Source organism: Mycobacterium sp. ZZG (assembly GCF_054786995.1).
In genome coordinates, this window is record NZ_JBTBFV010000005.1 from 89,786 (window position 1) to 110,924 (window position 21,139).

The 21,139-nt window shown below is 69.0% G+C and carries 22 protein-coding genes, 1 pseudogene and 1 riboswitch; of the genes and pseudogenes, 19 read left to right on the top strand and 4 right to left on the bottom strand.

Translation table 11 applies throughout. The features are described 5' to 3' along the window. The first annotated feature begins 6 nt into the window (after nucleotides 1–6). From ACXMYJ_RS05195 to ACXMYJ_RS05275, 17 genes and pseudogenes are all read left to right on the top strand, one after another. Nucleotides 7–1,125, top strand: coding sequence for an MCE family protein (locus tag ACXMYJ_RS05195; RefSeq protein WP_260756942.1), 1,119 nt, complete (start codon nucleotides 7–9; stop codon nucleotides 1,123–1,125). Further along, nucleotides 1,125–2,393, top strand: coding sequence for an MCE family protein (locus tag ACXMYJ_RS05200; protein WP_396885057.1), 1,269 nt, complete (start codon nucleotides 1,125–1,127; stop codon nucleotides 2,391–2,393). The genes ACXMYJ_RS05195 and ACXMYJ_RS05200 overlap by 1 nt, the downstream gene beginning before the upstream one ends. Continuing rightward, nucleotides 2,390–3,640 carry an MlaD family protein gene (locus ACXMYJ_RS05205; protein WP_260756943.1) on the top strand — a complete coding sequence of 417 codons (1,251 nt, stop codon included), beginning with the start codon at nucleotides 2,390–2,392 and terminating at the stop codon, nucleotides 3,638–3,640. Before ACXMYJ_RS05200 ends, ACXMYJ_RS05205 begins: the two co-directional genes overlap by 4 nt. A gap of 27 nt (nucleotides 3,641–3,667) precedes the next feature. Beyond that, nucleotides 3,668–4,279 (top strand): tetratricopeptide repeat protein, encoded by a 612-nt coding sequence (locus ACXMYJ_RS05210; RefSeq protein ID WP_260756944.1) that lies wholly within the window; start codon nucleotides 3,668–3,670, stop codon nucleotides 4,277–4,279. A 71-nt stretch (nucleotides 4,280–4,350) separates the two neighbouring features. Further along, on the top strand, nucleotides 4,351–5,094 hold the full coding sequence (locus ACXMYJ_RS05215; protein ID WP_396885388.1) for a mannan-binding protein: 744 nt from the start codon (nucleotides 4,351–4,353) through the stop codon (nucleotides 5,092–5,094). A 23-nt stretch (nucleotides 5,095–5,117) separates the two neighbouring features. After that, complete coding sequence (locus ACXMYJ_RS05220; RefSeq protein ID WP_260757928.1) at nucleotides 5,118–5,678, top strand: hypothetical protein; 561 nt, start codon at nucleotides 5,118–5,120, stop codon at nucleotides 5,676–5,678. A gap of 206 nt (nucleotides 5,679–5,884) precedes the next feature. Then, nucleotides 5,885–6,844 (top strand): oxygenase MpaB family protein, encoded by a 960-nt coding sequence (locus ACXMYJ_RS05225; RefSeq protein ID WP_460354425.1) that lies wholly within the window; start codon nucleotides 5,885–5,887, stop codon nucleotides 6,842–6,844. 7 nt (nucleotides 6,845–6,851) lie between these two features. Continuing rightward, the gene (locus ACXMYJ_RS05230; RefSeq protein WP_460354428.1) at nucleotides 6,852–7,439 is read left to right on the top strand and encodes a TetR/AcrR family transcriptional regulator; all 588 of its coding nucleotides are present in this window, start codon (nucleotides 6,852–6,854) and stop codon (nucleotides 7,437–7,439) included. 73 nt (nucleotides 7,440–7,512) lie between these two features. Then, a complete protein-coding gene (locus ACXMYJ_RS05235; protein WP_460354430.1) occupies nucleotides 7,513–9,075 on the top strand; it encodes a long-chain-fatty-acid--CoA ligase in 1,563 nt (520 codons plus the stop codon). 127 nt (nucleotides 9,076–9,202) lie between these two features. Further along, nucleotides 9,203–9,270, top strand: a riboswitch (guanidine-III (ykkC-III) riboswitch). An 11-nt stretch (nucleotides 9,271–9,281) separates the two neighbouring features. Continuing rightward, a complete protein-coding gene (locus tag ACXMYJ_RS05240; RefSeq protein ID WP_260756949.1) occupies nucleotides 9,282–9,596 on the top strand; it encodes a DMT family transporter in 315 nt (104 codons plus the stop codon). A gap of 1 nt (nucleotide 9,597) precedes the next feature. Beyond that, nucleotides 9,598–9,972 carry a DMT family transporter gene (locus ACXMYJ_RS05245; protein WP_443187861.1) on the top strand — a complete coding sequence of 125 codons (375 nt, stop codon included), beginning with the start codon at nucleotides 9,598–9,600 and terminating at the stop codon, nucleotides 9,970–9,972. Between the two features lie 14 nt (nucleotides 9,973–9,986). Beyond that, a complete protein-coding gene (locus ACXMYJ_RS05250) occupies nucleotides 9,987–10,943 on the top strand; it encodes an o-succinylbenzoate synthase (RefSeq protein ID WP_443187862.1) in 957 nt (318 codons plus the stop codon). 53 nt (nucleotides 10,944–10,996) lie between these two features. Beyond that, a pseudogene (locus tag ACXMYJ_RS05255) lies at nucleotides 10,997–11,961 on the top strand (GlxA family transcriptional regulator). A gap of 18 nt (nucleotides 11,962–11,979) precedes the next feature. Next, on the top strand, nucleotides 11,980–12,711 hold the full coding sequence (locus ACXMYJ_RS05260) for a DJ-1/PfpI family protein (RefSeq protein WP_460354433.1): 732 nt from the start codon (nucleotides 11,980–11,982) through the stop codon (nucleotides 12,709–12,711). Nucleotides 12,712–12,786: 75 nt separating this feature from the next. Further along, on the top strand, nucleotides 12,787–13,569 hold the full coding sequence (locus tag ACXMYJ_RS05265) for an alpha/beta fold hydrolase (RefSeq protein ID WP_460354435.1): 783 nt from the start codon (nucleotides 12,787–12,789) through the stop codon (nucleotides 13,567–13,569). Nucleotides 13,570–13,571: 2 nt separating this feature from the next. Beyond that, entirely contained in the window at nucleotides 13,572–15,209 is a 1,638-nt protein-coding gene (menD, locus tag ACXMYJ_RS05270; protein WP_460354437.1) for a 2-succinyl-5-enolpyruvyl-6-hydroxy-3-cyclohexene-1-carboxylic-acid synthase, read from the top strand. Nucleotides 15,210–15,214: 5 nt separating this feature from the next. Continuing rightward, nucleotides 15,215–15,733, top strand: a complete 519-nt coding sequence (locus ACXMYJ_RS05275) for a DUF3592 domain-containing protein (protein ID WP_396885391.1) — start codon at nucleotides 15,215–15,217, stop codon at nucleotides 15,731–15,733. Here ACXMYJ_RS05275 and ACXMYJ_RS05280 read toward each other — a convergent pair. Further along, nucleotides 15,694–16,380, bottom strand: coding sequence for a DsbA family protein (locus tag ACXMYJ_RS05280; RefSeq protein ID WP_460354439.1), 687 nt, complete (start codon nucleotides 16,378–16,380; stop codon nucleotides 15,694–15,696). The two genes, ACXMYJ_RS05275 and ACXMYJ_RS05280, sit on opposite strands and share 40 nt — an antisense overlap. A gap of 117 nt (nucleotides 16,381–16,497) precedes the next feature. On the opposite strand from ACXMYJ_RS05280, the gene ACXMYJ_RS05285 reads away from it, so the two are divergent. Then, a complete protein-coding gene (locus ACXMYJ_RS05285) occupies nucleotides 16,498–17,625 on the top strand; it encodes a glycosyltransferase family 4 protein (protein WP_460354441.1) in 1,128 nt (375 codons plus the stop codon). 29 nt (nucleotides 17,626–17,654) lie between these two features. Here ACXMYJ_RS05285 and ACXMYJ_RS05290 read toward each other — a convergent pair whose 3' ends face one another. Continuing rightward, the gene (locus ACXMYJ_RS05290; protein ID WP_443187868.1) at nucleotides 17,655–18,479 is read right to left on the bottom strand and encodes an SDR family oxidoreductase; all 825 of its coding nucleotides are present in this window, start codon (nucleotides 18,477–18,479) and stop codon (nucleotides 17,655–17,657) included. Between the two features lie 91 nt (nucleotides 18,480–18,570). Here ACXMYJ_RS05290 and ACXMYJ_RS05295 point away from each other — a divergent pair, with 91 nt between their 5' ends. Continuing rightward, nucleotides 18,571–19,257, top strand: a complete 687-nt coding sequence (locus ACXMYJ_RS05295; RefSeq protein WP_460354444.1) for a demethylmenaquinone methyltransferase — start codon at nucleotides 18,571–18,573, stop codon at nucleotides 19,255–19,257. Nucleotides 19,258–19,364: 107 nt separating this feature from the next. On the opposite strand, the gene ACXMYJ_RS05300 is transcribed toward ACXMYJ_RS05295, so the two are convergent. Together ACXMYJ_RS05300 and menJ are read right to left on the bottom strand one after the other, a co-directional pair. Next, on the bottom strand, nucleotides 19,365–19,781 hold the full coding sequence (locus ACXMYJ_RS05300; RefSeq protein ID WP_260756961.1) for a GAF domain-containing protein: 417 nt from the start codon (nucleotides 19,779–19,781) through the stop codon (nucleotides 19,365–19,367). An 88-nt stretch (nucleotides 19,782–19,869) separates the two neighbouring features. Continuing rightward, nucleotides 19,870–21,126 (bottom strand): menaquinone reductase, encoded by a 1,257-nt coding sequence (gene menJ, locus ACXMYJ_RS05305; protein ID WP_460354446.1) that lies wholly within the window; start codon nucleotides 21,124–21,126, stop codon nucleotides 19,870–19,872. Between the last annotated feature and the right edge of the window lie 13 nt (nucleotides 21,127–21,139).

Below are 21,139 nucleotides of genomic sequence, written 5' to 3' on the forward strand. Positions count from 1 at the left end.
GCGAGGGTGAGAAGCGCCAGATCCAGGATCATCGCGATCGCCGCCATCGGTGTGGCGGTGGCGGTGGTGGTTACCGCCATGGCCGTGCGATTCACCACGGACCGGCTCGACACCATCACCGTGACCGCTCAATTCGACAGCGCGGCAGGCCTGTACGAGGGCAACACGGTGGCAGTGCTCGGGATGCCGGTAGGCAAGGTCACCAAGATCACCCCGAAGGGTGGATACGTCGAAGTCGATTTCACCGTCGACAAGGACGTCAAGATTCCCGCCGATGTGCAAGCCGCCACTATCTCGAACTCGATCCTGACCGATCGGCAGATCGAGTTGACGCCGCCGTATCAGGACGGCCCCACATTGCAGAACCGCGACACCATCGGCTTGAACCGGACCCGGACACCGGTCGAATTCGCCCGTGTGCTCGACGTTCTCGACAAGCTCGCGGTCTCGCTGCGCGGGGACGGGAAGGGCAACGGGCCGATCGCCGACGTGGTCGACGGGAGCGCCGCTGTCGTCGACGGCAACGGCCAGCAGATGAAGGACGCACTCGGCGAACTGTCGAATGCGCTGCGGCTCAGCTCCGATCGGGGCACCGTGACCAAGGACCAGCTGACCACCATCGTCCGCAATGTGAGCTCGCTGTCGGATGCCGCCGCGCGCAATGACGCGATGATGCGGGAGTTCGGCTCGTCGGTGCGCGCACTGAGCCAGATCCTGGCTGACGAGGATCTCGGCAGCGGCACCACCGGTAAGAAGATCAACGAAGTGCTCGACCAGGCCGGCGAGGTGCTGGAAACCCACCGGGATTCCATCAAGGATCTGGTGGCCAATGGCGATGTCGTGCTGAACACCGCCGTCGATCACGAGCGCGATCTCATGGAGTTGCTCGACGTCGCGCCCATGACGCTCGACAACCTCTACAACGTGGCCGACCAGAAGAACGGTGCCCTGAGGGTGAAGGTGGTCACCGACAAGGTCTTGTTCGACAACCAGTTGATCAAGGAGGTCTGCAACATGATGGGCCTGCGGCAACTAGGGTGCAGCACGGGAACTCTGCAGGACTTCGGACCGGATTTCGGGTTGAGCTACATGCTGGATGGGCTCGCGGCGATGGGGCAGAAGTGATGGCGACGATCAGGAGTCGCCGCAGGGTTGCCGCGGCCCTGGCGATGGCCACCTGTCTTACCGTTTCCGGTTGTGCCACTGAGGGTTTGGCCAGCTTGCCGCTCCCGGCACCCAACGTGGGATCCGGCGGATATCGGCTGAATGCGGTGTTCACCAACGCCCTGAATCTGCCGGCCAACGCGAAGGTGAAACTCGCCGGTGCGGACGTCGGTCAGATGGAGTCGATCGCGGCGCGCAATTACACCGCGGTGACCACCCTGCGGATCATGGACGGGGTGGCGCTGCCGCAGGGCAGCACCGCCGAACTGCGATCGGCGACCCCACTCGGAGATGTGTTCATCGCCATCAAACCGCCCAGCCGCGTCGAACCGGGTGTCCCGCTGCTCAAGGACGGCGACACCATCGGATTGGACTCGACGACGGCCGCCGCGACCGTCGAATCGGTGCTGGGCTCCGCGGCGATCCTGGTCAACGGCGGTGCGGTGCGCAACTTCACCAACATCATCAACGGTCTGGGTAAGGCGACCGGTGACCAGGGCCAGGCGTTCGGCAACCTGATCGACAAGACCAACCGGACGCTCGGCAAGCTCAACGCCCGATCGGAAGAGATCTCGACCGCGATGACCGAGACCTCACGGCTGGCCTCGGAGATCGCGGCCAAGAACCAGGTGATCAGCGACGTGATGGCGCAGGCGCGTCCGGCCACCGACACGCTGGCGGCCCACACCACGCAGATCGCCGATCTGCTGACCCAGGTCGGCGACGTCTCCGACCAGTTGCGCAAGTTCCCGTCGATCGCAGGAACCGACACCACGGGACGCAGCGTGATCGCGGACGCCAACACCATCGCCGGCGCCTGGAACGACGTCGCGGTGGCGCCGGATGCCACCCTGTATGCGCTCAACCGCTTGATGCCGCCGTTCATCAAGTCGATGACGAGCAACGCGATCGCGCTGGATGCCAGCTTCGACCGGTTGGTCCTGGGATCGATCCCCGACATCGGGTTCGCGGGTGACTCCGGATTGCACGGACCCAAGCGGCACGACTGGCATCAGCTGGTCGGCACGCTGAAGTACACACTGTGGCGGCTGCAGGAGCGGGTCGTGGGCAAGGGGCCCGGCGTCCCGCAGATCCCGGTGATCCCCAGCCCGACCGAACCCGGCGAGATCATCGCCGTCCCCCCGGCGGCGACACCGGCTCAAGCACCGGCACAAGCACCGGCACCGGCACAAGCACCGGCCCTTCTGCCGGCAGAGGCTCCACGATGATCGCCGGTGCCGCGGACCGGATCGTCGGTGTCGTCCGGTACGGCTATCGGCGTCGCACCTGGCTGTCGGCGCTCGCACTGGTCGTGACGCTCGTCGTCGCGGTCGCGTACCTGTTGTTCGGTGCCTTACGGGTGAATCCGTTCGCGTCGAGCTACCGGCTCACCGTCGAGTTGCCGGAGTCGGCGGGGCTGCTGCCCAACCAGGACGTGACTCTACGGGGTGTGCAGATCGGCCGGGTCGAACGGCTCGACATCACCCCGGCCGGCGTCAATGCCATCGTGAATGTCGAGTCGACGGTGCAGATTCCGGAATCCTCGGCGGTGCGGGTGTCGGGGCTGTCTCCGGCCGGTGAGCAGTACATCGATTTCGTCCCCGAGGCGCAGACGGGTCCGTTCCTGGCCGACGGCGCCGTGGTCGGGTCGGGCAGGGCCACCGTCCCGGTCAGCCTGGCCGAACTGCTGGCCAACGCCGACGGAGCGCTGGCTCAGGCGGACGTCGGCAAGCTCGAACTGATCAGGAGAGAACTGAGCCTCAGTGAAGCCGGGCCGCAGAAGCTCGCCGACATCGTCGACGGCGGCACCTTCCTGCTGTCCACCCTCGATTCGGTCCTGCCCGAGACCAGCTCCCTGCTGCGCACCAGCCGGGTGGTTTTCACCATGGTCGCCGACAAGAACCCCGGAATCGACGTCGCCTCCGACAATCTCGCCGAGACCTTCGAGGGCATCAACAGCATGCGCGAGGGCTACCGCCGGTTGACCGATCAGACTCCCGCCGCGTTGGCGGCCGTCGACAACCTGTTCCTCGACAACTCCGACACCATGGTCCAGTTGCTGGGCAATCTCACCACCACGTCTCGGCTGTTGTATCTGCGGGTACCGGCGCTGAACGCGTTGTTCCCGACGCACCGCACGTCGGTTCTCGACGCCCTCGGCACCGCGATGCACGACGGCGGGCTGTGGGGGAACGCTGAGATCTATCCGCGTTACACCTGCGACTACGGCACCCCGAAGCTGCCTCCGTCGTCGGCGGACTTCCCGGAACCGTTCATGTACACCTACTGCCGGGACGACCATCCCGGGGTGCTGGTCCGCGGTGCCAAGAACGCGCCACGGCCCGCCGGTGACGACACCGCCGGACCACCCCCGGGCGCCGATCTCGGCCGGCAGACCGATCCAACCCCGAAGGGGCGCTACACGATTCCGACGCCCTACGGTGGCCCGACGCTTCCCATCGAGCCGCCCCGCTGAACCGAGACCGTCCGCTAGGAGATGATGATGTCCGTGAGCACCGACGAAGACCACGACACCGGCAAGAAGCCGGACGCCGTAGACGCCGCAGAGCAGTCCGAACCTCCTGCCGCCGAGTCCGGGGCCAAAGACGAGCCCGACACGACCGGCACCAGGGACGGTCGGCGAAGCCGAGTGGTGCGGGCAGCCGTGGCCGCGGCGTTCGTCGTGCTGCTGGCGGCGGTCGGCTTCCTGGGCTGGCAGTTGTGGCAGGAGCGGCAGATCGCACAAGCCGGCGAACAGGCACGGCAAGCAGCCGCGGAGTACGCGCAGGTCTTGACGAGTATCGACTCGTCGAAGGTCGACGAGAACTTCGACGCAGTGCTCGACGGAGCGACCGGCGAGTTCAAGGACATGTATTCGCAGTCGAGTACAGAGCTGCGGCAATTGCTGATCGACAACAAGGCGGCCGCCCACGGCGTAGTGCTGGAATCTGCGGTCCAGTCGGCGTCGAAGGACAAGGCCGTCGTGCTGCTGTTCGTCGACCAGTCGGTCACCAACACCAACGTGCCGGATCCGCGCATCGACCGCAGCCGCATCAAGATGACCATGGACTACATCGACGGCCGTTGGCGCGCAAGTAAAGTCGAGCTTCCCTGAGGATCCATGAGGAGACGTGCCACATGCGCCTGCTGAGTCCGGTACTGGCCGCGGCGGCCACGGTCGCCACGATGACGATCGGCGCCCCCGCTGCCGCCGCATCGGCGCCGTCGTTCTGCGGCGAGATGGGCGGGCAGTGGGACGGTCAGTACTGTCGAACCACAGTGCCGTCCGAGCGCAAGGCGGTCCGCGACATCAAGATCGCGATTCCCGGCGATCTCGTCGACCATTCCGCGGCTGGGCCGGTCATCCGGGACTATCTGAGCACGCTGATGAACAACTGGAGAACCGCGGGCGTGAAGATGGTCGCGGACAGTTTCGGCGAGGGGAACCACCAGATCTTCCGCCGCGGTGACGTGGTGAGCGTGGTGTTCCGCGAGACCTATCACGCCGACGGACCCGACTTCAACAACGCCTACCGCACCTTCACCTTCGACATGGCCGACGGCCGCAGGCTGCAACTGGCCGATCTCGTCAAGCCGGGGCTGGATCCGCTGACGGCCATCCCGCCGCTGGCGCAGCCGTTCGTCGAGCAGGCACTGGATGTGGCGCCCCCGGCTCACCAGCCGCGCACGTACCCGTTCGTGATCGATCGCTGGACCCCGGACAAGGTGTACTCCGGTGCGTACAAGGCGTGGGCGCTGACGCCCCAGGAGCTGATCATCTACATGCCGGACTATCCGGTGGGGCGTGACCGTCCGACGAATTTCACCCCCGGGATCATGCAGTGGTCGATGGACGGCGGCACGGTCCAGGCGCACATCCCGCTGGCGGCGCTGGCGCCGATCCTGCGTCCCGAATTCGGCGGAGCGTAGCGGTGTTCCGACGGGCGGCGGGGATGGCGGCAGTATTGGCCGGGCTGTTGGCTGTTGCGCCGGTCGGTCACGCCGAGCCTGCAACGCCGACACTGCCCGTCTTCACCCCCTACCCGTCGGATTGGCAGCCCGACTACACGCCGTTCCCGTACAACCTCTGGCAGATCCGCGTCACCCCTGAGCAGATCACCGCCCAGCGCGAATCCTGTCAGTGGATCAATGCCCAGTACGGCCCGCTGATGGACCAGGTGTACGGATTCCAGCGCTTCCTCGCCGAACAGGGCGACGACTGGTCGCGGGCCGGAGTCACCCAGGCCGGTGACATCGTCGCCGCCAACCTCGACCAGTCCGCCGCGTTTCTGGACCCACGCGCCCATACCCTGTTCATCGTCAACTATCCGGACCAGAGCGAGTATTCGCCGTTGTTCCACGGTGATTCGATCTACCGGCTGTGGTATCAGTTCACCCAGATCAGCGACAAGATCAAACAGCGGATGCCATCGGGGCAGATCAACGCCAACATCGCGACGGCCAACGTCTACGGCACCGTGATCCGCGACTCCGGCGTCTGCACCGGCGCATAGCCCACCCCCGCAAGCACCCCACCCCCCGCAAGCACCACACCCCCGCGAGCGTGCGTGTCTGCGGCGGACACGCCGCGCAAATGGCCGACATCGCGCACGCTCGCACCGTACAAGCCGCACGCTCGCGCCCGGCCCGCGACGCGAACCATTGACATGTTGACACATACGGCTAGTCTTTGTGTCAACGACAAGGTTCGGGAGGCGCAATGGTCGCGGTCGTCGAGGAGTCCTCACCCCGGTCCGCCGAGAACGTCCGGCCGAAAGTCCTTTACGAGTTCCGCAAGCACTCCGGCAGCGTGCTGAGCGGACTCTTCGGCGCTGCCGCATTCGACGAGATCGCGCTGGTGCCGGTGGCGGCCGCGGTCGACAAGACCGGGCGGTTCGCCTCGAACTTCGCTGATCGCGGTGTGCGCAGCGGGTTTTCGGCACTGCTGGCGATCTGGGGCGACGCGGCGGACCGCGCGGCGGAGGGCGAGCGGCTCAAGCGGATGCACCGGGAGGTGCGCGGTCGCGGGGCCGGGGACTTCGCTGACGTGCGCTACAGCGCGCTGGATCCCAAGCTGTGGAACTGGATCGCGGTCAGCGGACTGTTCGTGGTGCTCAACTCGTTCACCCCGTGCACCGGGATCACGTTGACCGAGGACGAGCGGGAAGCGGCGTATCAGCAACTGCTGGAGGGCTTCCGGTCGCTGGAGCTGCCCGGAAAGAACGCGAAGCTGCCCGCGACCTACACCGAGGCCGAGCAGTACTACGAGTCGATGGTCGACGGAGAGCTCGCGTCGAATCCGTTCCTGCGCCAGGTCACCGAAAACCTCACCAGGCTTCCGCTGCCGACGCTGATGCTGCCGCCGGCGTTGCGGTTGGCGCTGACCCCCGGCTGGCTGGCGCTGCGGCCGCTGGCCGGCAGGGTGGTGACCGTGTGCTCGTTCGGCATCCTGCACCCCGGTATCCGCGACATGACCGGCTTCCGGTGGGATACGCGCCACGACCGCGAGTTCGCGCTCTACACCCGGCTGCTGCAGTTGGCGTGGCGCACCCTGCCCGACAGAGTGCTACTAATCCCGTTGGCCCGCAACAGGATCGAATACGAGAAGCTGGTACGGCTGCACCGTTCAGTCGCCCTTGATTCGTTCGCGCCGCCACCTGGCCGCTGCCCGGCGGGCTGACCTGCCGATGCGGCGCGCGCGCACCAGGAACACCCCCGGCGAACAAGAAGCCGCGATCCTCAAGGCCGCGGCCGAAGAGGTCGCGCTCGTCGGCGTCAGCCGCCTCAACATGGACGTGATCGCCCGCCAGGCCGGCGTCAGCCGCAGCACGCTGTACCGGAGGTTCCCCAGCCGCGACGCACTGATCACCGAATTGGGGCGGCAGACTTTCGACTTCGCGATGGCGCGACTGCAGACCGTGGCCATCGACTCCGGACCCCAGCAGGCCGCGGTCGCCTGTTTCCGCGAAGGGGTACGGCTGCTCACCGGTGAACCGGTGATGCGCAGGTTCCTTCAGCTCGACGGCGAGTTCACCGCCACCACCGAGATGGTCGAGGAGGCAAGGCTGTTCCTGGTCAGTGCGGCCACCGCGATGGCCAAGGCGCTACGGGCGGCCGGGGCCACCATGCCCGACGATCAGCTGCTCGCCGTCGCCGACATCCACATCCGGCTCGCCGCCTCACTGGTCCAGGTCAGCACCCCCGTCCTCGACGTCACAGATGACGAGGCCGTCGCCGGCTACGCCCGCACCCACCTCGCGCCGCTCGTGCACTGAATTCTGTGAAGTCGTTGTGGGCGATTGTGCGAATCCGCTCAGCGGCGCGCATCAGCGTGGCACGCTTCTGCCCATGGCCGACCTGTCCGCACCGCAATTCCTCGACGAACGCCTCGCACACTGGGCGACCACCAAACCCGACGACGAAGCCATGGATTACCTCGACCGGTCCTGGACCTGGTCGCAGTGGAACGAACGGGTTCGCCGCCTCGCCGGTTCGCTGAAGGAGCGGGGCGTCACGCGGGGCGACGTGGTGGCCTTCCTCGACAAGAACCACCCGGCGTGCGTCGAGCTCACCTTCGCCGCGGCATCGCTGGGCGCGGCCAACGCGATCATCAACTTCCGGCTGGCCGCCGACGAACTCGACTATGTGCTCAACGATTCCGGCGCGAAGCTGCTCATCGTGGGTCAGGAGTTCAAGGACGCGGTCGACGGCATCCGCGACAAGCTCACCAACATCGACCATGTCATCTCCGTCAAGCCCGAAGGAGACGACGAGTACGAGGACCTGCTGGCGGCCGCCACCCCCGCCGAACGCTCGTCGGAGGTTCAGCCTGACGACGTGTGCATCATCATGTACTCGTCGGGGACCACGGGCCGCCCGAAAGGTGTCGAGCTCACCCAGTCCAACATCATCGCCCATACCCTCAATGCCCACGAGGGCTTCGAGTTCGACGAGGGTGACAAGAACATGGTGGCGATGCCGCTGTTCCACGTCGGCGGATCGTCGTACGTGCAGTTCGGAATTCACGACGGCTTCCCGAGCGTGATGACCCGCGACGTTGACGGCATGACCCTGGCCGGGGCGATTCTCAAGGGCGCCAACCGTACATTCCTGGTGCCGGCGGTGCTGGCCAAGGTGCTCGAGGCCGGTGAGGACGCGGTGAAACTGTTCTCGTCGCTCAAGACCTTCGCCTACGGAGCGTCGCCGATGCCGCTGCCGCTGCTGCGTCAGGCGTTACAGGCTTGGCCGGACACCGATTTCATGCAGGCCTACGGGCTGACCGAACTGTGCGGCGTGATCAGCCACCTGCTGCCCGAAGCGCACCGCGACCCGGGGAAAGAGGAGCGGCTGTCCAGTGCGGGCACGCTGGTGCCCAACGCCGAGGTGCGTGTCGTCGATCCGGACACCCTGGAAGACGTCCCGACCGGCGCGCAAGGCGAACTATGGTTCCGCTCACCGCAATTGATGAAGGGCTATCACAACAAGCCGGAGGCGACCGCCGAGGCCGTCACCGACGACGGCTGGTTCCGCACCGGCGACATCGGCCGCGTCGACGAGGGCGGCTACATCTTCGTCGAGGACCGGCTCAAGGACATGATCATCTCCGGCGGCGAGAACATCTACTCCATCGAGGTGGAGCGGGTGCTGGCCGAACACGAGGCCGTCGTCGAGGTCGCGGTGATCGGCGTCCCCGACGAGAAGTGGGGTGAGGTCGTCAAGGCCGTCGTCGTCCTGGAGGGCGAGGCGTCCGAAAGCGAGCTGATCGCCTTCGCCCGCGAGCGGCTGGCCGCCTACAAGTGTCCGAAGTCGGTCGACATCGCCGACGAGCTGCCGCGCAACCCCACCGGCAAGATCCTGAAAAAGGAGCTGCGCAAGCCCCACTGGGAGGTCCGCGACCGCACCACGGTGTAGTCCCAGACCCCGGTTGCGGTGAGTCGGCGGCCCCGCGCCGCCCGTCCCCTCCGGCCGCACCCGGAGATGCCGGTCACCATTTGTTTCCGGGACATGACCGGCCTGGAACTGTTGGGTAACGTGGCCGGTGCAGCGCCCAATTCCGGGTGCTGGCGGACGAGGGAGCAGTACCCGCAGCGACAAGACTGACTCGTTGAGGAGGTCTTGTGGCTTGGCTGGTTCTGGTGGTCAGCGGCTTCTTCGAGGCCGTCTGGGCGGCCGCGCTCGGCATGTCGAACAACTTCCGGCGGTGGCGGCCCGTCCTGGTCGTCGCGATCACCATGCCCACGAGCCTGGCGGGCCTGGCGTACGCGATGCGGACATTGCCGACGGGGACGGCCTACGCCGTGTGGGTCGGGATCGGCGCGTCGCTGACGGTGCTCTGGGCGATCACGACGAAGAGGGAGGCGGCCTCCACGGCGCGCCTGCTGTTGCTGTTGCTGCTCGTCGGCAGTGTCGCCGGACTGAAGGTGGTGAGCTGACATGCCGTGGACGATCCTGATCGTCAGCGCGGTGATGGAAGCGGTGTGGGCGACCGCGCTCGGCGAGTCCGACGGTTTCACCCGGCCGGGCCCGACCGTGGTGTTCCTGGTGGCGATGGTGCTGAGCATCTGGGGCCTCGGCTGGGCGGTCAAGCACATCCCGATCGGCTCGGCCTATGCGGTGTGGACCGGCCTGGGTGCGGCCCTGACCGTCGGTTATGCGATGGCCACCGGTGCCGAGGACGTCTCCGCCGCCAAGTTGATCTTCGTGAGCGGCATCATCGTCGCCGTCGTCGGCCTCAAGATGCTGCCGTCGGGCGCCGACAGGCCCGACGCCGAACCCCTGCCGCTGGTGCTGGAGCAGGCCGGCCGCTGAGGCACGATGAAGCGGTGGTGGAACTCGCCGACGTCCTTGAGCGGCTGCACATCGTGGCGCTGCCGATGCGGGTCCGCTTCCGCGGCATCACCACCCGCGAACTCGCCCTGATCGAGGGCCCCACCGGCTGGGGCGAGTTCGGTGCGTTCGTCGAATACCGGCCGCCGGAGGCCGCGCACTGGCTGGCCGCCGGCATCGAGGCCGCCTATCGCCCGCTGCCCGCGCCGCGCCGTGCCCGCATCCCGATCAACGCGACGGTGCCGGCCGTCCCGGCGGCGCAGGTCACCGACGTGCTCGCGCGCTTCCCCGGCGCGCGCACCGCGAAGGTGAAGGTCGCCGAACCCGGCCAGACGCTGGCCGACGACGTGGCCCGGGTCGACGCCGTGCGCGCCGTGGTGCCGACGGTGCGGGTGGACGCCAACGGTGGCTGGACCGTCGAGGAAGCGGTCGCGGCGGCGCGGGCGTTGACGGCCGACGGTCCGCTCGAGTACCTGGAACAACCGTGCCGCACCGTGTCCGAGCTGGCCGAGGTACGCCGCCGGGTCGACGTCCCCGTCGCCGCCGACGAGAGCATCCGTAAGGCCGACGACCCACTGCACGTCGTCCGCAGCGGCGCCGCCGACGTCGCCGTGCTCAAGGTCGCCCCGCTGGGCGGTGTCCACGCGATGCTGCAGATCGCCGCGCAGATCGACATCCCCGTCGTGGTCTCCAGCGCGCTGGACTCCGCGGTCGGCATCGGGGTCGGGCTGGTCGCCGCGGCCGCGCTGCCCGCACTCGGGCACGCCTGCGGGCTCGGCACCGGCGGACTGTTCGTCGAGGACGTCGCCGCGTCCGTCATCCCGGCCGACGGCTACCTGCCCGCCGCGACCGTCACCCCCGACCCCGACCGGGTCGCGGCGCTGGCCGCCCCGCCGGACCGCAGGCAGTGGTGGATCGACCGGGTCCGGGAGTGCTTTCCGCTGCTGTCCTGATCTGTGGGGTGCATGACCTGGACGCCATCCCGTCCCTGGCCGACACTGGGGGCATGGCGCGCACCGTGCTGATCGTCGGATTCCCCGGCGTGCAGGCGCTCGACCTCGTCGGCCCCTTCGACGTGTTCACCAGTGCCTCGGTGTACGTCAGCGGGCAGGGCCTCGGTGAGCGATACGCGGTCCGGGTCGTGTCCGTCGACGGTGTCGCGGTCAGCACCGGCACCGGATTGACCCTGGTCGCCGAGCCGCTGCCCGACCCCGGCGACCCGGTCGACACCGTCGTGCTGCCGGGCGGCTGGGGTGTCGAGACGGCGCGCCGGGACCCGGCGCTGATCGACTGGGTCGCGGCTGTCACACCGAACGCCCGCCGGGTGGTCAGCGTGTGCAACGGCGCCGTGCTGGCCGCACAGGCAGGACTGCTCGACGTTGCGTGGCCACCACGCACTGGGCGTCGGCCTCCCACATGGCCGCCGAGTTCCCGGCGGTCACCGTCGATCCCGATCCGATCTTCGTGCGCAGTTCGGAGAAGGTGTGGACCGCCGCGGGTGTCACCTCCGGTATCGACCTCGCACTGGCGCTGATCGAGGACGATCACGGCACCGAGGCCGCGCAGACCATCGCCCGCTACCTGGTTATGTACCTGCGCAGGCCCGGCGGCCAGACCCAGTTCGCCGCGCCGGTGTGGATGCCTCGCGCCCGGCGTACCCCCATCCGCGATGTGCAGGAGGCGATCGAGTCCGAACCCGCTGGTGCGCACAGCATCTCGGAGCTCGCCCGGCGCGCGGCGATGAGCCCACGCCACTTCACCCGGGTATTCACCGACGAGGTCGGGGAGGCTCCCGGCGCGTACGTGGAACGGGTCCGCACCGAAGCGGCGCGCCGCCAACTGGAGGAGACCGACGACACCGTCACGGTGATCGCCGCGCGCTGCGGCTTCGGGTCGGCGGAGACGTTGCGCCGCAGCTTCGTTCGCCGATTGGGCGTATCACCCGACCGGTACCGCAGAACATTCGCCTGAGAGATCGAGGAGATCACCGTGCAAGTCGCCATCATGCTGTATCCCGGGTACACCGCCCTGGACTTCATCGGACCCTACGAGAGCTTCCGCTGGTTGCCCGACGTCGAGGTCCGATTCGTCTGGCACCAGCCGGGCCCCATCGCCGCCGATTCGCACGTGCTGCTCATCGGCGCCACCCACAGTTTCGACGAGACGCCGTCGCCGGACATCATCCTGGTCCCCGCCGGATTCGCGACCATGGAGCACGCCCGCGACCAGAAGGTGCTCGACTGGGTGCGGCGGGCGCACCGCACGTCGACGTGGACGACGTCGGTGTGCTCGGGGTCGGTGATCCTGGCCGCCGCCGGCGTGCTCGACGGCAAGCGCGCCACGTCGCACTGGGCGGCGCTGCCGGTGCTCAAGACGCTCGGCGTGCAGCCGGTCGGCGACCAGCGGATCGTGGTCGCCGACGAGAAGACCGTCACCGCGGCGGGAGTGTCGGCGGGCATCGACCTGGGCCTGTGGCTGGCCGGGCGGATCGCCGGCGAGGCCAAAGCCAAGGCCATCCAGCTGTCGATGGAGTACGACCCGCACCCGCCGTTCGACTCCGGGCACATGTCGAAGGCCTCGGCGTCGACCAAGGCGCTGGCCACCGCGCTGATGGGCAAGGAGATGGTCAAACCGGCGGCGCTGGCCACCTCCACCGCCCTGCTGTGGGACGCCGCGCTCAAGCGGGTCCGGCGTGGAAAACCGGTCGCGAAAGTGCGCTGAGAGCGTGATCACGGCCCGACCGGCACTTTCGAGCGCACTCTCGGCGCTTCGCGGGCTTCCAGTAGCGTCGTCGGGGTGAATCTGGCATTCGACGATCGCGGCTCGGGGGAGCCGGTGCTGTTCATCGCAGGCCGTGGCGGCGCCGGGCGCACCTGGCATCTGCACCAGGTGCCCGTCTTCGCCCGCGCCGGTTACCGGTGTGTGACGTTCGACAACCGCGGCATCGGCGCGACCGAGAACGCATCGGGGTTCACCACCGAGACGATGGTCGGCGACACCGCTGCGCTGATCGAGCAGCTCGGGCTCGGCCCGGTGCGGATCGTGGCGGTCTCGATGGGCTCCTATATCGCCCAGGAGCTGATGGTTTCCCGCCCCGAGCTGGTCCGCTCCGCGGTGCTGATGGCCACCCGCGGCCGCCACGACCGCACCCGCGACTTCTTCTGGCAGGGCGAGCGGGCACTGGCCCAGGCCGGTGCCCCGCTCCCGGTCGAGTTCGAGGCGAAAGTGCGTCTGCTGGAGAGCTTTTCGCCGAAAACCCTGAACGACGACAACGCCGTGCGGGACTGGATCGACATGTTCACCATGTGGCCGCAGAAGCCCACCCCCGGTATCCGCACCCAGCTCGACATCGCCCCGCAGGGCAGCCGACTGGCGGCCTACCAGAGCGTCACCACGCCGGCGCTGGTGATCGGGTTCGCCGACGACGTGGTGCTGCCGTCGTACCTGGGTCGCGAGGTCGCCAACGCGCTGCCCAACGGGCAGTTCCTGGAGATCCCGGGCACCGGCCACCTGGGCTTCATCGAGAAGCCGCAGGTCGTCAACACCGCGATCCTCAATTTCTTCGCCGATACCCTGTAGTGGTGAACCCCTCGACGGCGCAGGCCCGGGTGGTCGTCGACGAACTGATCCGCGGCGGCGTCCGCGACGTTGTGCTGTGCCCGGGCTCGCGCAACGCGCCGCTGGCCTTCGCGCTGCACGACGCCGACCGGGCCGGACGGCTGCGCCTGCACGTGCGGATCGACGAGCGGACGGCCGGTTTCCTGGCGATCGGGCTCGCGGTGGCGGAGCGGGCCCCGGTGTGTGTGGCGATGACGTCCGGCACCGCGGTCGCCAACCTGGGCCCGGCGGTGGTCGAGGCGAACTACGCGCGGGTACCGCTGATCGTGCTGTCGGCCAACCGGCCCTATGAACTGCTGGGCACCGGGGCCAACCAGACCTTCGAGCAACTCGGCTACTTCGGCACCCAGGTGCGCGCCACTATCAGCCTCGGCCTGGCCGAGGACTTGGCGGACATGGATTCGCTCAACGCCCAGTGGCGCTCGGCGACATGCCGAGTCCTGGTGGCGGCCACTGGATCCCGGTCGGCGAACGCGGGCCCGGTGCAGTTCGACATCCCGCTGCGTGAGCCGCTGGTGCCCGACGCGCAGGACCCCGCCACGCCCTACGCGCCGGACGGCCGCCCCGACGGCAGGCCGTGGACCCACACACCCCCGGTGACGTTCGACCAGCCGCTGGACATCGACCTGACGCCGGACACCGTGGTGATCGCCGGGCACGGAGCGGGCGTGCACCCGAACCTGGCCCACCTTCCGACGGTCGCCGAGCCGACGGCTCCGTACGCGCTGAATCCGCTGCATCCGCTGGCGTTGCGGCTGCTGCGTCCCAAGCAGGTCATCATGCTGGGCCGGCCCACGCTGCACCGACCCGTCTCGGCGCTGCTGGCCGACCCGGCGGTGCCGGTGTTCGCGCTCACCACCGGTCCACGCTGGCCTGACGTGTCGGGTAACTCCCAGGCCACCGGCACCCGCGCGATCACCTCCGGCGAGCCGTCGCAGGACTGGATGCGCCGGTGTGCCGAGGCCGGCCGGCGCGCCGTCGATGCGGTGCGCGGGCAGCTCGCCGCGCATCCGTTGACGACGGGTCTGCACGTGGCCGCCGCGGTCGCCGACGCGGTGCGGCCCGGCGATCAGCTGGTGCTCGGCGCGTCGAACCCGGTCCGCGACATCGCGCTGGTGGGCTTCAACACCGCCGAGGTCAAGGTGCGCTCCAACCGCGGTGTCGCGGGTATCGACGGGACCGTCTCGACGGCGATCGGCGCGGCGCTCGCCCACGAGCGCGGCGGCGGGCGCACGGTCGCGCTGATCGGCGACCTGACGTTCGTCCATGACAGCTCCGGTCTGCTGATCGGGCCCACCGAGCCGACCCCGCAGAACCTGACCATCGTGGTGTCCAACGACAACGGCGGCGGCATCTTCGAGCTGCTGGAGCAGGGCGACCCGCGGTTCTCCGACGTGTCCTCGCGCATCTTCGGCACACCGCACGATGTCGACGTCGGTGCGCTGTGCCGGGCCTATCACGTGGAGAGCCGCCAGATCGAGGCCGGTCAGCTCGCCGACGCGCTCGACGAGGACGCCGACGGCATGCGCGTCCTGGAGGTCAAGGCGGACAGGTCCTCGTTGCGGGAGCTGCACGCGTCGATCCGGGCTGCCCTGCTGTGACCGACCTGGTGCGACGCCTCAAGGCGTTGCGGCAGTTCGTGATTCCGCACCTGTACGGCGAGCCGGGGGAGCCGCGGCGGGCGCGGATCGTGCGCCGGGTCCGGATCGGCATCGTCGTCGCCGCGTGTCTGGTGACACTGCAGTCGGTGCTGCTGGTGCTCGGCGCGTGGCGCAACGACCGCCAGATCGAACGCCATCTCGGGGTGGCCGAAGCCACTGTGCTCGACGCGGGACAGCGGCGCTCGACCATCGAGTTCGTCACAAAGGACCGGGTCACCTACCGTCCCGAACTGGGTGTGCTGTACCCGTCCGAGCTCGAGAACGGCATGCGCATCTATGTCGAATACGACGTCAACGACCCGGATCTGGTGCGGGTGCAGGACCGAAATGCCGCGCTGGCCATCATCCCGGCGGGGTCCATCGCGGTGCTCGGCTGGCTGATCGCGGGTACCGCGCTGGGCGTCACCGCGCTGATCGAACGCCGCTACGGTGCGACCAGGTCGGTCAGCCAGTCGTCGTCGTAGATGTCGAGCCTCTTGCCGGCGTTGAGGTCGAACACGGTCGGGGTGCCGGTCTCGGTGCGGTCGATGTCGAACAGCAGATCGAAGTTGGTGTCGTCCATCTCGACGACGTCGACGGCCTCCGAGCCGCTGGCGATGTGGTCGGCCACGGCATCGGCGATACCCGCGCTGCCGGCCATGTCGCGCAGCTGCTGGCCGGTGAACTCCGGGCCGCCGGGCTGCTGGTTGACCCACAGCTCGTGGACGAAGCGCTGCAGCTGGGTGCCGGTGGCCGCGGAGTTGTCGACGGCGTCGGCGGCCAGGAACAGCGCGTTGGCCACCTGCGCCGAGTACCCGTCGTAGCTGGTGTCGAGGAACGTCAGCGGCCGGTAGGTGACCTGCAGCGCGCCGACGGTGATCTGGTAGGCGAGCTGGTCGCCGAAGTCGTACTGCAGGTCGCCGCAGTGCGTGCACTGCGGCTCGGTGTAGATCTCGATCTTGGCGGGCGCGTCGTCGAAGCCTGCGACGATGCCGAACCCGTCCTCGGTCAGCGCCAGCGGCGTCGCGGTCGCGTCGACGCGGGCGGCGCCGCTGACCTCGGTGGTGCATCCGAGCGCCGTCGTCAGCAACCCGAGCGCCGCAAGCGCGGCCAGAGGGCGTGTCCAGTGCATGGGTCCATCCTTGTCGCGATGACGGTTCGGGGCCCGCTTTTGGCCGCGCACCGGGTATTCGTGTGACATATCCCTGCGCGCAACCTCGCCGACAGCTGACGATGTCACCGTCGGCGTGTGCGCGTTGCCATCGTCGCCGAATCGTTCCTGCCGAATGTCAACGGGGTCACCAACTCGGTGCTCCGGGTGATCGAGCATCTGCGTCGCACCGGCCACGAAGCCTTGGTGATCGCTCCGGACACCCCGCGCGGGCAGCCGGTCGCCGACAAGGTGCACGACGGGGTCCGGGTGCACCGGGTTCCGTCGATGATGCTCCCGAAGGTCACCTCGCTGCCGCTGGGGGTCCCGCGGCCGCGGATGGTCGGGGTGCTGCGCGGATTCGCGCCTGACGTGGTGCATCTGGCCTCCCCGGCCTTGCTCGGGTGGGGTGGGGTGCACGCCGCGCGGCGTCTCGGTGTCCCGACGGTGGCCGTCTTCCAGACCGACGTCGCCGGCTTCGCGCAGAGCTACGGGGTGGGCATGCTCTCGCAGGCATCATGGGCCTGGACCCGCCGACTGCACGCCAAGGCCGACCGCACCCTGGCGCCGTCCAGTGCAGCGATCGAAAGCCTTGCCGCACATCAGATTCCCCGAGTCCACAAATGGGCCCGTGGGGTCGATGTGACGGGCTTCGCGCCATCGGCACGCGACGAGCAGCTACGCCGCTCGTGGTCGCCCGACGGCAAGCCCGTCATCGGTTTCGTCGGCCGGTTGGCGCCCGAGAAGCACGTCGAGCGGCTGGCCGCACTACACGCGCGCGACGATCTGCAGCTCGTCGTGGTCGGTGACGGCGTGGACCGCGCGAAACTCGAAAACCTCCTTCCCCGAGCGCATTTCACCGGTGCCCTGTACGGGCACGAGTTGGCGGCCGCCTACGCCAGCATGGACGTGTTCGTTCATCCCGGTGAGCACGAGACCTTCTGTCAGGCGGTTCAGGAGGCGATGGCCTCCGGACTGCCGGTGGTCGCGCCGGACGCCGGCGGGCCTCGCGATCTGGTCACCCCGTACCGCACTGGATTCCTGCTCCCGGTAACCGAATTCGAGAACCGGCTCTCGGCATCGGTCGATCACCTGATCGCCGAACGTCGCCGCTACTCGGTGGCCGCCCGCCGCAGCGTGCTGGGCCGCACCTGGCCGGCGATCTGCGACGAGCTGCTCGGGCACTACGACGCGGTGCTGGGGGCCCGCCGCCTGCGCGCGGCGTAGGCGGCCCGGTCACATCGCGCGCCGCGCCCTCACCCCTGGGCTTCGATCGCCACCGGCTGCCACTTCTCCCACTCCGCCAGCCTGCTCTGGTAGTCGGCCTTGGCCAGCTCCAGCGGCAGCTCCCCGAAGAACACCCGCAGCGGCGGGTCGGGGCTGTCGACGATCTTGCGCAGCGCGCGGGCCGACGCCTGCGGATCGCCCGGGCGTGCCGTCCGTGACGCGCGCATCTGCTCGTTCCTGGCGTGCCCGTCGGCGTAGGCCGGCAGCGCGGTGGCGTGTTTGGCCGACGGCCCGGCCCAGTCGGTGGCGAAACCCCCCGGTTCGATCAGGGTGACGTGTACGCCGAACTCGGCGACCTCCTGGGCCAACGCCTGGGAGAACCCTTCCAGCGCCCACTTGGACGCGTGGTAGGCGCCGAGGTTGGGGAAGGCCACGACCCCGCCGATCGAGGACACCTGGATGATGTGGCCGCTGCGCTGTTCGCGCAGGTAGGGCAGTGCGGCCTGGGTGATCCAGAGCGCGCCGAACACGTTCGTCTCGATCTGGTCGCGGGCCTGCTTCTCCGAGAGCTCCTCGATGAACCCGAACTGTCCGTAGCCGGCGTTGTTGACGACGATGTCGAGCCGACCGAAGTGGTCGTGGGCCCGCGCGACCGCGGCGAAGTCGGCGTCGTGATCGGTGACGTCGAGCTTCAGCGGCAGCAGCGCGTCGCCGTACTCGGCGGCCACGTCGTCGAGGGTGGACAGGTCACGGGCGGTGGCGGCCACCTTGTCACCGCGTTCAAGCGCCGCGATCGCCCACTCGCGTCCGAAGCCGCGCGACGCACCGGTGATGAACCAGACTTTTTCGCTCATGCCCGGATCAATGCCCGGCGGGTCGCCAACCATTCCCGGGGCACCGAGCGCACAGCCAACTGCCAGCGGTCTGCCTGATACGTTCGGCTGCGTGAACCGCGCGTCGCTGGAGAAGGATCCCCATGAAGTGGCGTCGATGTTCGACGGGGTCGCACGCCGCTACGACCTGACCAACACCGTGCTGTCGCTGGGACAGGACCGGTTCTGGCGCCGCGCCACCCGCGAGGCGCTGCGGCTGAGCCCGTCGGACAAGGTGCTGGACCTGGCCGCCGGGACGGCGGTGTCGACGGTCGAACTGGCCGGCTCCGGCGCGTGGTGTGTGGCCGCGGACTTCTCCGTGGGCATGCTGGCGGCCGGCGCGTCACGCGACGTGCCCAAGGTCGCCGGGGACGCCACCCGGCTGCCGTTCGCCGACGGGGTGTTCGACGCGGTGACGATCAGCTTCGGACTGCGCAATGTCGTCGACCATTCGGCGGGGCTGCGGGAGATGGCGCGGGTGACCCGTCCGGGCGGACGGCTGGTGGTGTGTGAGTTCTCCACGCCGACCAACGGGCTCTTCGCGACGGTGTACAAGGAGTACCTGATGCGGGCGCTGCCGGCGATGGCGTCGGCGGTGTCGTCCAATCCGGATGCGTATGTGTATCTGGCCGAGTCGATCAGGGCCTGGCCGGATCAGCGCGAGCTGGCCCGGCGCATCGAGGCGGCCGGCTGGTCGAAGGTGCGCTGGCGCAATCTGACGGGCGGGATCGTCGCGCTGCACGCCGCCACCAAACCCTGAACCCGCTTACCCCGCCCTCCTTTCCCGCGAGCGTGCGTGTCTGCGGCCGACACGCCGCGAAAAAGCACGACAACACGCACGTTCGCGCAGCCGCGCCCCCGCGCCGCTCAGTCACTCCACAGGCGCGTCGACTCCTCGCCGACGCGGTCGTCGTGGATCTGCTGGAAGTTGCGTCCTCCGCGCCCGAACGTCGCGACGACGGCTGCCGGGCAACGGGATTCGTCGACCGGGGAGTCCAGCCACCGGCACGGCCGGACGTGGACGAGGTCGACGTCCTCGCCGTCGGCGTCGTAGAAGTAAGAACCGTCGAGGCGTCCCAGCCGATACAGCCCTTCGGGCCCGCGGGTCCACACCAGCGAACCGTCCGGCACCGCCGCGAACCGCTCGACCCGCCGCGCCACCCGCTCGGCGTCGCCGTGATCGCCGAACCCGCACAGCCCCAACGACAGCGCGCGCTCGAACGTCAGCGCGGGATCGATGTCGTCGCGACGCGACCGCAACGGTGCGCGGTAGACGGACGTCACGGCCGTCGCCCGACGAGCGTGCGCGAAGTTACCGATGATGACGGCGTGTCGCCCGCAGACACGCACGCTCGCGCAACGGGAGGGGGTGTCACGTGAACGGGCGGCGGGCGTCCATCCGGCGCGACAGCGTGCCCGCACCCCGCCAGACCCGCGCCACCGCATCGGCGTCCTCGTCGGTGACGAAGTTGCCCATCACGCGGACCGCGATCTTCATCAACGCCGACGACCTCATCGCCACCGGCCCCGCCGCGGGCAGGAACCGCGGGAACGTCAGCAGCAGCGCCAGCCGCCGCGCGATCGAGAACCCGCGGGCGTAGTGCTCGTGCAGTACTGCCGGCCAGGCAGCGGTGTACGGGCCCGTACCCAACATCTCGGCCGCGAGTCGGCCCGTCTCCAACCCGTAGTCGATCCCCTCGCCGTTGAGCGGGTTCACACACGCCGCCGCGTCGCCGATCAGCATCCAGTTCGGGCCGGCCACCCCCGACACGGCACCGCCCATCGGCAGCAGCGCCGACAGCCCGGCCCGGGGATCGCCGGAGAAGCCCCACTCGTCGCGGCGCAGCCCGGTGTAGTAGTTCATCAGGGGCCGCAGCGCGGCGTCGGCGGGACGCTTCGAGGTCGCCAGCGCGCCGACGCCGATGTTCACCTCGCCGTTGCCCAGCGGGAAGATCCAGCCGTATCCGGGCAGCACCTCTCCGGCGGGGGAGCGCAGTTCCAGGTGCGACGTGATCCACGGCTCGTCGCTGCGCGGCGACGCGATGTAGCCGCGGATCGCCACCCCGTACACGGTCTCCTTGTGCCACTCGCGACCCAGCGCCCGCCCCAGCGTCGAGCGGGCGCCGTCGGCGACGATCAGATCCGCGCAGCGCACCACCTCGCCGGAATCGAGCACCACACCCGTCACCCGGCCCGAGGTGTCCTTCTCCACCGAGACGGCCTTGACCCCGAGCATCATCTTCGCGCCCTCGTCGACGGCGACCAGCCGGATCCGCTCGTCGAGTTCCGTGCGCGGCACCGCGCTGCTGAACGACGGAAACGACGGCCCGGGCCATGCCACCTCCACATCGGCGCCGAACCCGGACATCCGCAGCCCGCGGTGGGCGATCCGGCCGTCCAGCCAGGGCTGCAACCCCAGTCGGCGCAGTTCGGCGACCGCGCGCGGGGTCAGTCCGTCGCCGCACGCCTTGTCGCGGGGGAACTGCGCGGAGTCGATCACCAGCACCTCGCGACCGGCACGGGCAGCCCAGGCCGCCGCCGACGAGCCGGCGGGCCCGGCCCCGACCACGACCACATCGGCCGCGACCGAACCCCGGGTCGCTTCGCTACTGCCCGCCGCTGAGTTCATGGTTCCCAGTATG

Bases quoted from the DNA above. Each gene is read 5' to 3' on its own strand.
- ACXMYJ_RS05245 (WP_443187861.1), top strand. From the start codon at position 9,598: ATGCCGTGGACGATCCTGATCGTCAGCGCGGTGATGGAAGCGGTGTGG.
- ACXMYJ_RS05235 (WP_460354430.1), top strand. From the start codon at position 7,513: ATGGCCGACCTGTCCGCACCGCAATTCCTCGACGAACGCCTCGCACAC.
- ACXMYJ_RS05220 (WP_260757928.1), top strand. From the start codon at position 5,118: ATGGCGGCAGTATTGGCCGGGCTGTTGGCTGTTGCGCCGGTCGGTCAC.
- ACXMYJ_RS05290 (WP_443187868.1), bottom strand. From the start codon at position 18,479: ATGAGCGAAAAAGTCTGGTTCATCACCGGTGCGTCGCGCGGCTTCGGA.
- ACXMYJ_RS05215 (WP_396885388.1), top strand. From the start codon at position 4,351: ATGACGATCGGCGCCCCCGCTGCCGCCGCATCGGCGCCGTCGTTCTGC.
- ACXMYJ_RS05280 (WP_460354439.1), bottom strand. From the start codon at position 16,380: ATGCACTGGACACGCCCTCTGGCCGCGCTTGCGGCGCTCGGGTTGCTG.
- ACXMYJ_RS05205 (WP_260756943.1), top strand. From the start codon at position 2,390: ATGATCGCCGGTGCCGCGGACCGGATCGTCGGTGTCGTCCGGTACGGC.
- ACXMYJ_RS05230 (WP_460354428.1), top strand. From the start codon at position 6,852: ATGCGGCGCGCGCGCACCAGGAACACCCCCGGCGAACAAGAAGCCGCG.
- menJ (WP_460354446.1), bottom strand. From the start codon at position 21,126: ATGAACTCAGCGGCGGGCAGTAGCGAAGCGACCCGGGGTTCGGTCGCG.
- ACXMYJ_RS05200 (WP_396885057.1), top strand. From the start codon at position 1,125: ATGGCGACGATCAGGAGTCGCCGCAGGGTTGCCGCGGCCCTGGCGATG.
- ACXMYJ_RS05225 (WP_460354425.1), top strand. From the start codon at position 5,885: ATGGTCGCGGTCGTCGAGGAGTCCTCACCCCGGTCCGCCGAGAACGTC.
- ACXMYJ_RS05210 (WP_260756944.1), top strand. From the start codon at position 3,668: ATGTCCGTGAGCACCGACGAAGACCACGACACCGGCAAGAAGCCGGAC.